Below are 12,948 nucleotides of genomic sequence, written 5' to 3' on the forward strand. Positions count from 1 at the left end.
GAGGGGGTCAATTTTGCGTGTCGCAAGGGGGTCAGTTTTGCGTGTCGCTTGACAACTCTTGGCCGGGTGTGCGTGGATACAATACCCCGCAAGGGGAAAGAAGCGCGCCGTCGTTTGTCGGTTTTCGGCACCCGGTTCATTCACCATCCCCGAAAAGGAGACAAACGCCATGCCCACGAACACCCCCACCCCATCCCGCACCATCCGCATCCAGGTATCCGAGAAAGGCAAGTTGCGCCTTGTGGATGCCGATCTGTTCCCCGGCCAAGGGAACGCCTCTCCCGAGTCGTACCAGAAGCGGCACCAGCTTTCCGACATGCGATCTTTTGATGATGGCGAGGCGCTGTTGAGGGAACTGCGCATGCTTGCCTTTGATCGTCGCGACGCCGGACAGAAGATCGATCCGGATGAGTTGTTGCCCTTCCTGGACGATCTGCAAGCCGTGCTGGTCCGGGCCGTCACCATCGCTGGTGATACGCTGTTTCGGATGAGTCTCACGAAAGATCTGATCAAGGGATGGATCGGGCCGCAACAGAAGCTCTTATGACCAACACGTCCGCCAGCGTTGATGCTGGCGCGAGGAACATGCATACGGCTGCCAGGGATGGCGGCCATCTGTCTGGAGGTGATGAGACGTCGGGGGGCGCCCGTTCTTGCGGGCGGCTTATGCGAAAGGGTACGGAAAAAATCCTTACCCCTGGCGGATCCTGATTTCGTGGGCCTGTGGAATGACTCTCAGCCAGATTGAAGGTCATTATCTCGTCTTCATCCAGAGGGACGGGCATTCATCCTGGAAGAGGAAAGTTCAACCCTGTCAGGGTTTTGACAAAGACGCCGATTTCCACCAAGTGGCTATACTGTGGCTACATCAAAAAAAAACGGCTCACACCGAAACCGATGTAAGCCGTTGATTTCTTTGGAGCCGCTTCTCGGAATTGAACCGAGGACCTGCTCATTACGAGTGAGCTGCTCTACCCCTGAGCTAAAGCGGCTTATCCAATCAAGGATAGGACAAACCGCGTCGCTTTGTCAAGGGATTACAGATCGCTGGCGTGGTTGGCCAGGTATTCGGCCACACCGGCGGTCGAACCCTTCATGCCGGCCTTGCCCTTGTTCCAGCCCGCCGGGCAGACCTCTCCGTGCTCTTCGGTGAACTGCAAGGCATCGACCAGGCGCAGCATCTCGTCGATGTTGCGGCCCAGAGGGAGGTCGTTGACCACCTGATGGCGGACGATACCCTGACGGTCGATCAGGAAGGAGCCGCGCAGGGCGATGCCGGCACCCAACAGCACATCGTAGCTCTTGGCGATCTCCTTGGTGAGGTCGGCCACGAGCGGATACTGGACATTGCCGATGCCACCCTGATTGATCGGGGTGTTCTTCCAGGCCAGATGGCAGAAGTGGGAGTCGATCGACACGCCGACCACCTCCACGTTGCGCTGCTTGAACTCGTTCAAACGGTGGTCGAAGGCGATGATTTCCGAGGGGCAGACGAAGGTGAAGTCCAGGGGATAGAAGAACAACACCACATACTTGCCGCGCAGCGAGGAGAGGGTGAAGGCGTCGGCGATGCTGTTGTCGGGCATGACGGCCTTGGCGGTGAAGTCGGGTGCGGGTTGGGTGACCAGAACGCTCATGTGATTTTTTCTCCTGTAATAACAGTTTTGCTTAGATACAATGGAGGCTACTGTGCGCCGAGTCGCTGGTTTGCGTCAAGCGGAAAATCAATATGCTGTCAATTTTGTTGTCAGATTGTCAAGCGGAGGCGAATGCCAACATGATCACCAATCTGGTTGGTACGCGAATCCGTTCGATTCGCCGGCAACGGAAGCTCACCCAGCAGCAGTTGGCCGATCTGGCCGGGATTCCCAGGGCGACTCTCGCCACGGTGGAGAAGGACGATGCCAATCCGAGCCTGGCCGTGGTTTTCAAGATCGCCTGCGCGCTGGAGATGACGCTTGATCAGTTGGTGGATGCCTCGCGTCGTTTCATTCGGGTTCTGCCGGTGGATCAGATGCGGCGCGTGGAGTCCGGAGAGGGGCGATATCAGGCGATGATGGTGACGCCATCCAACATGCTGCACCTGACGCAATGGTCCTTCACGTTGCAACCGGGTGGGGGCTACGCGGGAAAGCCCCATCTTCCCGGTAGCGAAGAGTATCTCCACGTTCTGGAAGGAGAGGTGGAGCTGGAGGTGGGTGGAGAGCGGGCCAGGGTCGGCGCGGGACAAACCGCCTGCTTTCACGGCAACGCCCAGCACCACTACCGCAACCTCTCGACACGTCAGGTGGCGCGGGGCATCATGACCATCCTGGCGATCGATCCGGAAAAAAAGTGATCCTCTGCACAAATGATCTTGACTTTCGACCGTGCGACGTTTAAATGTTTCTAGCTCAACCGAGGCCAATCCTGAAGGCCGTATTTTTCAGGACCCGGTTGAACGAGATGGGCTTAGGGAGGGGTTCCCAAGCGGCCAAAGGGAGCAGACTGTAAATTTGCCGGCTCAGCCTTCGGAGGTTCGAATCCTCCCCCCTCCACCAATCTCGCCAGAGCAAGCGGGCGTAGTTTAGTGGTAGAACGTTAGCCTTCCAAGCTGATCATGGGGGTTCGATTCCCCCCGCCCGCTCCAAAAGCATTTCAACCAGGGCGTATGCAGATGATCCTGGCCTTGGAGTGAAGAATTTGGTAGATTCTGGTATGCAGTGCTGTTTCGCCCATGTAGCTCAGTGGTAGAGCACTTCCTTGGTAAGGAAGAGGTCCTCGGTTCAATCCCGAGCATGGGCTCCACTCTATATTTTTCTGAACTTTTCAAGCCCGCGACTTCAGTCTCGGGGCATTTTTTTATTTTCTAAGTTTTTGTCCATTATTCGAGATTGCAGAGTCCCAGCGGAGAGATTGTCATGGCCAAGGCGAAATTCAATCGAAACAAACCGCACGTCAACATCGGCACCATCGGTCACGTTGACCATGGCAAGACGACCCTGACGGCGGCAATCACCAAGCATCTGGCGACCAAGGGGCTGGCCGAGTTCAAGGCGTATGACCAGATCGACGCGGCTCCCGAGGAGCGGGCTCGTGGTATCACGATCTCGACCGCCCATGTGGAGTACGAAACCGATCAGCGCCACTATGCGCATGTGGACTGCCCCGGTCACGCGGACTACATCAAGAACATGATCACCGGTGCCGCACAGATGGACGGCGCCATCCTGGTGGTCTCTGCCGCCGATGGCCCGATGCCGCAGACCCGCGAGCACATCCTGTTGGCCCGTCAGGTGGGTGTTCCCTCGCTGGTGGTCTTCATGAACAAGGCCGACCAGGTGGATGATCCGGAACTGCTGGAGTTGGTCGAGCTGGAGGTGCGTGAGCTGCTGTCGAGCTATGACTTCCCGGGCGACGAAATCCCGATCGTGATCGGTTCGGCGTTGAAGGCCATGGAGGGGGATACCGGCCCGATGGGTTCCGGCGCGATCCAGAAGCTGATGGATGCGGTGGATGCCTACATCCCGCAACCGGAGCGTCCTCTGGATGGAGCCTTCCTGATGCCGATCGAGGATGTGTTCACCATTTCCGGTCGTGGCACGGTGGTGACCGGTCGCGTGGAGCGCGGTATCGTCAAGGTGGGTGAGAACGTCTCCATCGTCGGCATCAAGAATACGACGAACTCGGTCTGCACCGGCGTCGAGATGTTCCGCAAATTGTTGGATCAAGGTCAGGCGGGCGACAACATCGGCGTGCTGCTGCGTGGCATCAAGCGCGAGGATGTGCAGCGTGGTCAGGTTTTGGCCAAGCCGAACTCGATCACCCCGCACACCAAGTTCAAGGCCGAGTGCTATATCCTCTCCAAGGAGGAAGGTGGTCGTCATACCCCGTTCTTCACCAACTATCGCCCGCAGTTTTATTTCCGCACCACGGATGTGACCGGTGTGCTGAATCTGCCCGAGGGCGTGGAAATGGTGATGCCGGGCGACAACATCGCCATGGAAGTTGAACTGATCGCACCGATTGCCATGGAGAAGGGACTGCGCTTCGCCATTCGCGAAGGCGGCAAGACCGTGGGCGCGGGTGTTGTTTCGGAAATCATGAAGTAAGTCGTGGCTCGCGTGCGATGGCCGAACATCCTCGGGTGTTCGGCTCATTGTCCGCCGGATCGGTTCGAACCGACGATCGATGCCAAGACAGAAAGCAGCCAGGGAACTGGGAGAGATAGATGCGTGACCTGATCAGCCTCTGTTGCGAAGTGTGCAAGCGGCGCAATTATACGACCGACAAGAACAAAAAGAACAAGCCGGAAAAAATGGCGCTCAAGAAGTTCTGTTCGGCGTGCCGCAAGCATACCCTGCACAAGGAAGGAAAGATCAAGTAGATATCACGTCGCGTCCCTGGGGCGCGACGTGAACATGTTGGATTAGGATAGTAGCTCAAGTGGTAGAGCATCGGTCTCCAAAACCGGCGGTTGGGGGTTCGAGTCCCTCCTGTCCTGCCAATGTGTATGGCGTATCGGCTTGAAGGCCCCTTGACCGGGGTTCCGATGGTGCTGGTGCTTAAGGTCCAACATTCATTTGCCTTCCTCACCGTAAGAATCACTCCATGATCAATGACAGCGGGCGGATCGCCCAATTCAGAACCTACCTGACTGAGGTGCGTGCCGAGGTCGGCAAGGTGGTTTGGCCTACCCGGAAGGATACGATGAACACGACCATCGTCGTATTCGGCATGGTGGTTCTGGTATCTCTGTTCTTGTGGATGGTGGATGCGATCCTGGCGCTCGTCGTGCGTCAGATCATGAAAGATCAAGTAGATATCACGTCGCGTCCCTGGGGCGCGACGTGAACATGTTGGATTAGGATAGTAGCTCAAGTGGTAGAGCATCGGTCTCCAAAACCGGCGGTTGGGGGTTCGAGTCCCTCCTGTCCTGCCAATGTGTATGGCGTATCGGCTTGAAGGCCCCTTGACCGGGGTTCCGATGGTGCTGGTGCTTAAGGTCCAACATTCATTTGCCTTCCTCACCGTAAGAATCACTCCATGATCAATGACAGCGGGCGGATCGCCCAATTCAGAACCTACCTGACTGAGGTGCGTGCCGAGGTCGGCAAGGTGGTTTGGCCTACCCGGAAGGATACGATGAACACGACCATCGTCGTATTCGGCATGGTGGTTCTGGTATCTCTGTTCTTGTGGATGGTGGATGCGATCCTGGCGCTCGTCGTGCGTCAGATCATCGGTTGACGGCTTGGGACCGCGCACAAAGAAAAAGGACAACCATGGCCAAACAGTGGTATGTGATTCACGCCTACTCGGGATTTGAGAAAAAGGTCAAGAGCACCCTTGAGGAGCGTGTGCGACTGACCGGTTCCGGGGAGTTGTTCGAGTCGATCCTGGTCCCCTCGGAAGAGGTGGTTGAGTTGCGTGGCGGTCACAAGGTGACCTCGGAGCGCAAGTTCTTCCCTGGTTATGTCCTGGTCAAGATGGAGTTGAACGACGAGACTTGGCACTTGGTGAACGCCATTCCCAAGGTGACCGGCTTTCTCGGTGGTGGAGGACGCCCGCAGCCGTTGTCCGAGCGTGAGGTGGAAAAGATCCTTCATCAAGTCGAGGTGGGCATGGAAAAACCCAAGCCCAAGGTCACCTTCGCGGTGGGTGAGAGCGTACGTGTGACCGATGGTCCGTTCGTCTCCTTCAACGGCGTGGTGGAGGCGGTGGATGAGGACAAGACACGTTTGAAGGTCTCGGTGAGCATCTTCGGACGCGCAACACCCGTGGAGTTGGATTTCGTTCAGGTCGAAAAGCTGTAATTTGCATGATGGGGGGAGAACCCCCTCACCCCCCGACCATGGATCTCCCTGGCGGGAGTTCATGGTAATTCACGCTTTCAAGATATGGTGTCACAGATTGGGGATTCGCCAAAATGGCCAAGAAAATCACAGCGTATGTCAGATTGCAATGCCCGGCTGGCGCGGCCAAGCCCAGCCCGCCCGTGGGACCGGCTCTGGGTCAGCACGGCCTGAACATCATGGAGTTCTGCAAGACCTTCAATGCCCGTACCCAGACGTTGGAGCCTCTGGCTCCGACCCCGGTGTTGATCACGGTCTACGCGGATCGAACCTTCACCTTCGAGATCAAGACCCCGCCGGCCACCTATCTGCTGCGCAAGGCATCCGGCGTGCCCAAGGGCGCGGTGAAGCCCGGCAAGGGTGGTCCGATCGGCAAGGTGACCTGGGATCAGGTGGCACAGATCGCCGAAACCAAGATGGTGGATCTGAACGCCAAGGATCTGGAAGGCGCGAAGCGGATCATCGCCGGCTCGGCCCGTTCCATGGGGCTGGAAGTGGTGTGAGTGGATGGATCGACCGAGGCTCTTCCGGCGGAAGAGGCCACGGTTGGCGGGTGAGGGGGATACCCCACATCATGCACGTTTGAAAAAGAATCGAGGAGCGAGTCATGGCCAAGCGCGGTAAACGGATCAAAGCTCTTTGGGAGGGTCTTGACCGTACCACCCAGTTCACGCTGGAAGACGCGGTGCGTCTGGTGAAAGAGAAGAGCAACGCGAAGTTCGACGAGTCGGTCGAGATCGCGGTCAATCTGGGCGTTGATCCCCGGCATGCCGATCAGATGGTTCGCGGCACGGTGGAGTTGCCCCATGGTACCGGCAAGACGGTTCGGATCCTCGCCTTTGCCAAGGGTGACAAGGCCCAGGAGGCCCAGGCCGCCGGAGCCGATTATGTCGGCGCGGATGAGTTGGTCGAAAAGATTCAAGGGGGTTGGCTGGAGTTCGATCGCGTCGTCGCCTGCCCCGATGTGATGGGCATCGTGGGTCGCCTGGGACGTGTTCTGGGACCCCGTGGCCTGATGCCCAACCCGAAGCTCGGCACCGTGACCTTCGACATGGCCGGCATCATCAAGTCCATCAAGGCCGGTCAGGTGGCCTTCCGCGTCGAGAAGGCGGGTATCATCCACGCCGGCGTGGGCAAGGTCTCCTTCGATGCCGACAAGATCAGCGACAACTGTCGTGCCCTTGTGGGCCAGCTCAAAAAGCAGCGTCCCACCGTGGTCAAAGGCACCTATGTGAAGAAGGTGACCGTCTCTTCGACCATGGGGCCGGGCGTGCGGGTGGATGTGCATACGGTGTGACCCGCGGTTCCCGTTCGGGAGCGCGCCACCGGTTTGAATTCGTCCAAGACAGCGGGTGAGGCGTGCATGACGCGCCTCTTAATGGAAATCAGCTTCGGCCCGCCGAGACCAATCATGCGGAATATCCTCTGGTTGGGGACGCTTTTGTTGGTACGAGACACGAAAACCGGCGACCTGGCCAACCCTTGACAGGGATGGGGGGCGCACCAACTCAGCCAGAAAGGAGCACAGTCGGTGAACCAAACCGAAAAATCAGTGATCATCCAAGAGGTCCAGGAGAGCATGGCCCGTTCGCAGGTGGCCATCGCCTCTCACTACCGTGGCATGACCGTGGCCCAGATGACCCGTTTGCGGCGTGAAATTCGTGCCGCTGGCGCGGAGTTGCGGGTTGTCAAGAACACCTTGACCCGGCGAGCGATCCAGGGATCCCAGTTCGAGCCGTTGGGTAAGGTTCTCACCGGTCCCACGATCCTGGCCTTCTCCAAGGATCCCGTGGCCCCGGCCAAGGTGCTCACGGAATTTGCCAAGAAGCATCCCCTGCTGATCGTGCAGGGAGGCGTTCTCAACGGCGTCTTCATGAACCCGGCGGAGATTGTCGAGCTTTCCAAGCTGCCCTCGCGCGAGGTGCTGCTGGCTCGTCTGCTCGGTACCATGATGAACCCGGTGCAGAACATCGTCGGTGTCCTGGCCGCCGTGCCCGCCAGCTTCGTGCGCGTGCTCGACCGGATCCGCGAGGAAAAAGAGAAACAAGCCGCTTGACCCTTACCCTGGCCTGGACTCCAGGTGGGGGACTGGGCTTGTCATTCACAAAATTCGCGCATGGCGCGATCGATATGATTGGAGAAAGAACATGGCTCTGTCGCAACAAGAACTGATTTCCGCCATCGAAACCATGACGGTCCTGGAACTGGCCGAGCTGGTCAAGGCCCTGGAAGAGCGCTTCGGTGTTTCCGCTGCCGCTCCGGTTGCCGTGGCCGCTTCCGCCGCTCCCGCCGAGGCCGCTGCCCCGGTGGAAGAGCAGACCGAATTCACCGTCATCCTGGCCGATGTGCCGGCAGACAAGAAAATTCACGTCATCAAGGCCGTGCGCGCCATCACCAGCCTGGGTCTGAAAGAGGCCAAGGATCTGGTCGAGGCCGCGCCGAAGCCGGTCAAGGAGGGTGTCTCCAAGGCCGATGCCGAGAAATTCAAGAAAGAGCTGGAAGAGTCCGGCGCCAAGGTCGAGATCAAGTAATTCCACGTTTTTGTCAGGTTCCCGCCCGCGATCCACGAGGAAATGGAGTTCGGATCGCGCGGCGGGTCTTGGCATTTGTGGCGTTTGAGAAATTTCAATATTGAAAGTCATGCCACGCTGTTCGGCCATTTCGTATCCGAGGGCATGTTGAGGTCAGTCGGGTGGATGGGTTGGTCTTGGATCATACTCCGGAGGGTCGCTCCCCTGGGGATGCTCCGTCACCAAGATTCCCATCGCGCCAACAGGATGTGGCGCAATACCGTGCATGATCGCCGGGACTAGGTGCGGGTAGTTGGCGTGGGGACCCCCTGTTCCCACTGCGCGCGAGTCCCATGTTTTGTTTCCAAACAGGTCGTTCCAGGAGTTCCGATGGCTCTGTCGTTCACTGAAAAGAAAAGGCTGCGCAAGAACTTCGGCCGCATCCCGACCATCATCGACATTCCCAACCTGATCGCCATCCAGACCCAGTCCTTTCAACGCTTCCTCCAGGAAGAAGTTGACCCGGATCTGCGCCGTGACATGGGATTGCACGGGGTCTTCCTGTCGGTCTTCCCCATCCAGGACTATTCCAACACCATCAGTCTCGAATATGTCCGTTACCAGCTTGGCGAGCCCAAGTATGAGGTGGACGAGTGCCTGCAGCGCGGAATGACTTTTTCGGCGCCGCTCAAGGTCTCGTTCCGCCTGGTGATCTGGGAGGAGAACGAGGACGCCGGAACCCGTTCGGTGCGCGAGATCAAGGAGCAGGAGGTCTATCTGGGTGAGATGCCCCTGATGACCGCCACCGGCACCTTCATCGTCAACGGCACCGAGCGCGTGATCGTCTCGCAGATGCACCGTTCGCCGGGCGTCTTCTTTGACCACGACAAGGGCAAATCCCACTCCAGTGGCAAGTTGCTCTTCTCGGCGCGGGTGATTCCCTATCGTGGCTCCTGGCTCGACTTCGAGTTCGATCCCAAGGATATCGTCTACGCGCGCATCGACCGTCGGCGCAAGTTGCCGGTGACGACCCTTCTGCGTGCCATGGGCATGTCGGGCGAGGAGATCCTCAACCGTTTCCACGATTCCGAGCGGTATCGCAAGCAGGGCGTGGTCTGGGAGAAGAAGCTCGACTTCGAGCGCCTGATGGGCAGCCGTTTCAACTATGCCATCGTCGATCCGGAGAGTGGCGAGGAGTTGGTGAGCGCCAAGCGCAAGATTACGGCGCGGGCGGTGAAGAAAATCCAGCAGCTCGGCCTGGAGTGGCTGCCGGTGCCTGCCGAGGATCTGATCGGGCGTTTCCTCTCCCACGACATGCACACCGCCGAAGGGGATCTGATCGCCGAGGCGGGTGGCGAGGTGACCGAGGATCTGTTGGTTCGTTTCGAGGATGCGGGGATTCAGGAGATCGAGACCCTGTTCATCGATTACACCACCGTGGGTCCGTATCTGCGCAATACCATGGCGCTGGACAAGAATCAGACCACCGATGACTCGCTGATCGATATCTACCGGATGATGCGTCCGGGCGAGCCGCCGACCTTGGATGCGGCCACCAATCTGTTCAACAACCTCTTCTTCAACCCGGAGCGGTATGATCTCTCCGCCGTGGGTCGGATGAAGATGAACAAGCGGCTTGATCTGGAGTGCGACCTGGATGTCCGCGTGCTGCGCAAGGAGGACATCATCGGCGTGTTGTCGATCCTCCTCAAGCTCAAGGATGGTCACGGCAAGGTGGACGACATCGACCATCTGGGCAACCGGCGTGTTCGTTCCGTGGGCGAGTTGTTGGAAAACCAGGTGCGCATCGGTTTGGTGCGCATGGAGCGGGCAATTCGCGAGCGCATGTCCGCTGCAGACTCCGACTCCCTGATGCCGCACGACATTCTCAACTCCAAGCCGTTTTCGGCGGTGATCCGCGAGTTCTTCGGCTCCAGCCAGCTCTCGCAGTTCATGGATCAAACCAATCCGCTCTCGGAGATCACCCACAAGCGGCGTCTCTCCGCGTTGGGACCGGGCGGCATGACCCGCGAGCGCGCCGGCTTCGAGGTGCGCGACGTCCATCCGACCCACTATGGCCGCATCTGTCCGATCGAGACCCCGGAAGGTCCGAACATCGGCCTGATCAACAGCCTCTCCACCTATGCGCGCATCAACGAGTTCGGCTTCATCGAGAGCCCGTATCGCCGCGTGGAGAGTGGCCAGGTCACGGACGAGGTGGATTATCTCTCCGCCATCGAGGAAGAGAACTACGTCATCGCCCAGGCCAACGCCGCCTTGGATCGTCAGGGGCGTCTGACCGGTGAGCTGATCCAGTGCCGTCACAAGCTCGAATTCACGGTGGGCGAGCCCATCCGCGTCGAGTACATGGACGTCTCGCCCAAGCAGATCGTCTCCGTGGCCGCCGCGTTGATTCCGTTTCTGGAGAACGACGACGCCAACCGCGCGCTGATGGGTTCGAACATGCAGCGTCAGGCGGTACCTCTGATCAAGACCGATGCCCCTCTGGTGGGCACGGGCATGGAAGGGGTGGTGGCGCGGGATTCGGGCGTGGCGATCGTGGCCAAGCGTTCCGGCATCGTGGACGAGGTGGAGGCGGGTCGCATCATCATCAAGGCGGATGACGAGCCGGGTGCGACCGAGCCGGGCGTGGACATCTACAATCTGATCAAGTTCTCCCGTTCCAACCAGAACACCTGCATCAACCAAAGCCCTCTGGTGCGGGCCGGTGAGCGGGTGAACAAGGGTGACATCATCGCCGATGGTCCGAGCACCCAGTGGGGCGAACTGGCGTTGGGACGCAACGTTCTGGTGGCCTTCATGCCATGGAACGGCTACAACTTCGAGGACTCGATCCTCATCTCCGAGCGTCTGGTGCGCGATGACGTCTTCACCTCGATCCACATCGAGGAGTTCGAGGTCATGGCGCGGGACACCAAGCTCGGCCCCGAGGAGATCACCCGCGACATGCCGAACGTCGGCGAGGATGCGCTGCGCAATCTCGACGAATCGGGGATCATCTATGTGGGTGCCGAGGTCAAGGCCGGGGATATCCTGGTCGGCAAGGTGACCCCGAAGGGCGAGACTCAGCTGACTCCGGAGGAGAAACTCCTGCGGGCCATCTTCGGCGAAAAGGCTTCGGATGTGCGTGACACCTCGTTGCGTCTGCCGCCTGGTGTCGCCGGAACGGTCGTCGATGTGCGCGTTTTTTCGCGTCGCGGCCTGGAAAAGGACGATCGCGCCAAATTGATCGACCAGGAGGAGATCGTCCGGCTGCGCAAGGACATGGCTGCCGAGAGGCGCATCATCGAGTTGGACGCGGATGCCCGCATTCGTGCGTTGATGGTTGGCAAGAGTGCGCGTGGTGGCGCGGGTCTGGCTCCCGGGACCGAGATCACCAATGAGTTGCTGAGTCAGTTGGGTTCACGCCGTTGGGATTCGGTGGTGCTGGACGACGATCAGATCACCCAGCAGATCGAGGGGATCCGCGAACAGATCGAGAAGGCTGCCGCCCGTTTGAAGAAGCGGTTCGACAGCAAGGTCGAAAAGCTGGAACGTGGTGACGACCTGCCGCCCGGCGGTCTGAAAATGGTGAAAGTCTACATCGCGGTGAAGCGCAAGCTGCAACCCGGTGACAAAATGGCTGGTCGCCACGGGAACAAGGGCGTCATCTCCAAGATCAACCCGGTCGAGGATATGCCGCATCTGGAGAATGGCACGGTGGTGGACATCGTGCTCAATCCCCTGGGTGTGCCGTCGCGTATGAACGTGGGTCAGATTCTGGAGACCCATCTCGGTTGGGCCGCCAAGGGGTTGGGGGTGCGTATCGGCGAGGCGCTCGATGCCTACCGTACCCAGGAGTCCCAGGATATCGAACAGGTGCGCGAGGTGCTCTCCATCGTCTTCACCAATCCGCGTCAGTCGCGCGCCGTCAAGGCACTGACCGACGAGGAGGTGTTGACCCTGTGCGGCAACCTGCGCGATGGGGTGCCGATCGCCACCCCGGTCTTTGACGGGGCCACGGAGAAGGATATTGTCGAGCTTCTGGAGAAGGCCAATCTGCCCAAGTCCGGACAGCATCGTCTGATCGACGGGCGCACCGGCGAGCCGTTCGATCGCCCGGTCACCGTGGGCTATATCTATATCCTCAAACTGCACCATCTGGTGGACGACAAGATCCACGCCCGCTCCATTGGTCCCTATTCGCTGGTCACCCAGCAGCCGTTGGGCGGCAAGGCGCAGTTCGGTGGACAGCGCTTCGGGGAAATGGAGGTGTGGGCCCTCGAGGCCTATGGCGCCTCCTACACGTTGCAAGAGATGCTTACGGTCAAATCCGACGACGTGGCGGGCCGCACCAAGATCTACGAGTCGATCGTCAAAGGCGACGACTCCTTTGATGCGGGCATTCCGGAGTCGTTCAACGTGTTGATCAAGGAGTTGCAATCCTTGGCGTTGGATGTGGAGTTGAAGACCGCAGATTGATTTTTTGCCGGGGGTGGCACCGAACGGGGATATTCTCCTTGTGGAGCCTGGTCAAGAATCAGCGACTTCCCAATCAGGATACAACCGCGCCGGGGCGACGACTCTTACCGTGGCGCCCGTCA

13 protein-coding genes and 6 tRNA genes are annotated in these 12,948 nt (G+C 59.1%); 17 read left to right on the top strand and 2 right to left on the bottom strand.

The annotated features are described in order from the left end of the window. Window positions 1–169 precede the first annotated feature (169 nt). Window positions 170–547 carry a hypothetical protein gene (locus ACV4UY_RS05965; RefSeq protein ID WP_491606731.1) on the top strand — a complete coding sequence of 126 codons (378 nt, stop codon included), beginning with the start codon at window positions 170–172 and terminating at the stop codon, window positions 545–547. Between the two features lie 370 nt (window positions 548–917). On the opposite strand, the gene ACV4UY_RS05970 is transcribed toward ACV4UY_RS05965, so the two are convergent. Continuing rightward, window positions 918–992 (bottom strand) — tRNA-Thr (locus tag ACV4UY_RS05970). A gap of 45 nt (window positions 993–1,037) precedes the next feature. Then, entirely contained in the window at window positions 1,038–1,637 is a 600-nt protein-coding gene (locus ACV4UY_RS05975; protein ID WP_491606732.1) for a peroxiredoxin, read from the bottom strand. Between the two features lie 140 nt (window positions 1,638–1,777). Between ACV4UY_RS05975 and ACV4UY_RS05980 the strand changes: the two genes are divergently transcribed. The 16 genes from ACV4UY_RS05980 to rpoB all read left to right on the top strand — a co-directional run bounded on the left by ACV4UY_RS05980 (window position 1,778) and on the right by rpoB (window position 12,826). Further along, window positions 1,778–2,338: a helix-turn-helix domain-containing protein gene (locus ACV4UY_RS05980; protein WP_491606733.1), complete on the top strand. Its 561-nt coding sequence runs from the start codon at window positions 1,778–1,780 to the stop codon at window positions 2,336–2,338. A gap of 117 nt (window positions 2,339–2,455) precedes the next feature. Then, window positions 2,456–2,540, top strand: a tRNA-Tyr gene (locus ACV4UY_RS05985). A gap of 15 nt (window positions 2,541–2,555) precedes the next feature. Then, a tRNA-Gly gene (locus ACV4UY_RS05990) sits at window positions 2,556–2,629 on the top strand. A gap of 83 nt (window positions 2,630–2,712) precedes the next feature. Beyond that, window positions 2,713–2,787 (top strand) — tRNA-Thr (locus ACV4UY_RS05995). Between the two features lie 113 nt (window positions 2,788–2,900). After that, entirely contained in the window at window positions 2,901–4,091 is a 1,191-nt protein-coding gene (tuf, locus tag ACV4UY_RS06000; protein ID WP_420905701.1) for an elongation factor Tu, read from the top strand. Between the two features lie 119 nt (window positions 4,092–4,210). Beyond that, window positions 4,211–4,366 (top strand): 50S ribosomal protein L33, encoded by a 156-nt coding sequence (gene rpmG, locus ACV4UY_RS06005; RefSeq protein WP_420905713.1) that lies wholly within the window; start codon window positions 4,211–4,213, stop codon window positions 4,364–4,366. Between the two features lie 44 nt (window positions 4,367–4,410). Continuing rightward, a tRNA-Trp gene (locus tag ACV4UY_RS06010) sits at window positions 4,411–4,486 on the top strand. A gap of 104 nt (window positions 4,487–4,590) precedes the next feature. Next, window positions 4,591–4,833 carry a preprotein translocase subunit SecE gene (secE, locus tag ACV4UY_RS06015; RefSeq protein WP_491606734.1) on the top strand — a complete coding sequence of 81 codons (243 nt, stop codon included), beginning with the start codon at window positions 4,591–4,593 and terminating at the stop codon, window positions 4,831–4,833. Between the two features lie 12 nt (window positions 4,834–4,845). Then, a tRNA-Trp gene (locus ACV4UY_RS06020) sits at window positions 4,846–4,921 on the top strand. 104 nt (window positions 4,922–5,025) lie between these two features. Beyond that, the gene (gene secE, locus ACV4UY_RS06025) at window positions 5,026–5,229 is read left to right on the top strand and encodes a preprotein translocase subunit SecE (RefSeq protein ID WP_420905712.1); all 204 of its coding nucleotides are present in this window, start codon (window positions 5,026–5,028) and stop codon (window positions 5,227–5,229) included. 35 nt (window positions 5,230–5,264) lie between these two features. Then, window positions 5,265–5,795, top strand: coding sequence for a transcription termination/antitermination protein NusG (nusG, locus tag ACV4UY_RS06030; protein ID WP_491606735.1), 531 nt, complete (start codon window positions 5,265–5,267; stop codon window positions 5,793–5,795). Window positions 5,796–5,908: 113 nt separating this feature from the next. Then, entirely contained in the window at window positions 5,909–6,337 is a 429-nt protein-coding gene (gene rplK / locus ACV4UY_RS06035; protein ID WP_420905710.1) for a 50S ribosomal protein L11, read from the top strand. A 104-nt stretch (window positions 6,338–6,441) separates the two neighbouring features. Continuing rightward, window positions 6,442–7,131 (top strand): 50S ribosomal protein L1, encoded by a 690-nt coding sequence (rplA, locus tag ACV4UY_RS06040; RefSeq protein WP_491606736.1) that lies wholly within the window; start codon window positions 6,442–6,444, stop codon window positions 7,129–7,131. 234 nt (window positions 7,132–7,365) lie between these two features. Beyond that, window positions 7,366–7,890, top strand: a complete 525-nt coding sequence (rplJ, locus tag ACV4UY_RS06045) for a 50S ribosomal protein L10 (RefSeq protein ID WP_420905708.1) — start codon at window positions 7,366–7,368, stop codon at window positions 7,888–7,890. A gap of 91 nt (window positions 7,891–7,981) precedes the next feature. Further along, a complete protein-coding gene (gene rplL, locus ACV4UY_RS06050) occupies window positions 7,982–8,365 on the top strand; it encodes a 50S ribosomal protein L7/L12 (protein WP_491606737.1) in 384 nt (127 codons plus the stop codon). Window positions 8,366–8,734: 369 nt separating this feature from the next. After that, complete coding sequence (rpoB, locus tag ACV4UY_RS06055) at window positions 8,735–12,826, top strand: DNA-directed RNA polymerase subunit beta (RefSeq protein ID WP_491606738.1); 4,092 nt, start codon at window positions 8,735–8,737, stop codon at window positions 12,824–12,826. Window positions 12,827–12,948 lie beyond the last annotated feature (122 nt).

Source organism: Candidatus Magnetaquiglobus sp. (assembly GCF_058402785.1).

Bases quoted from the DNA above. Each gene is read 5' to 3' on its own strand.
- ACV4UY_RS05965 (WP_491606731.1), top strand. From the start codon at position 170: ATGCCCACGAACACCCCCACCCCATCCCGCACCATCCGCATCCAGGTA.
- ACV4UY_RS05975 (WP_491606732.1), bottom strand. From the start codon at position 1,637: ATGAGCGTTCTGGTCACCCAACCCGCACCCGACTTCACCGCCAAGGCC.
- ACV4UY_RS05980 (WP_491606733.1), top strand. From the start codon at position 1,778: ATGATCACCAATCTGGTTGGTACGCGAATCCGTTCGATTCGCCGGCAA.
- tuf (WP_420905701.1), top strand. From the start codon at position 2,901: ATGGCCAAGGCGAAATTCAATCGAAACAAACCGCACGTCAACATCGGC.
- rpmG (WP_420905713.1), top strand. From the start codon at position 4,211: ATGCGTGACCTGATCAGCCTCTGTTGCGAAGTGTGCAAGCGGCGCAAT.
- secE (WP_491606734.1), top strand. From the start codon at position 4,591: ATGATCAATGACAGCGGGCGGATCGCCCAATTCAGAACCTACCTGACT.
- secE (WP_420905712.1), top strand. From the start codon at position 5,026: ATGATCAATGACAGCGGGCGGATCGCCCAATTCAGAACCTACCTGACT.
- nusG (WP_491606735.1), top strand. From the start codon at position 5,265: ATGGCCAAACAGTGGTATGTGATTCACGCCTACTCGGGATTTGAGAAA.
- rplK (WP_420905710.1), top strand. From the start codon at position 5,909: ATGGCCAAGAAAATCACAGCGTATGTCAGATTGCAATGCCCGGCTGGC.
- rplA (WP_491606736.1), top strand. From the start codon at position 6,442: ATGGCCAAGCGCGGTAAACGGATCAAAGCTCTTTGGGAGGGTCTTGAC.
- rplL (WP_491606737.1), top strand. From the start codon at position 7,982: ATGGCTCTGTCGCAACAAGAACTGATTTCCGCCATCGAAACCATGACG.
- rpoB (WP_491606738.1), top strand. From the start codon at position 8,735: ATGGCTCTGTCGTTCACTGAAAAGAAAAGGCTGCGCAAGAACTTCGGC.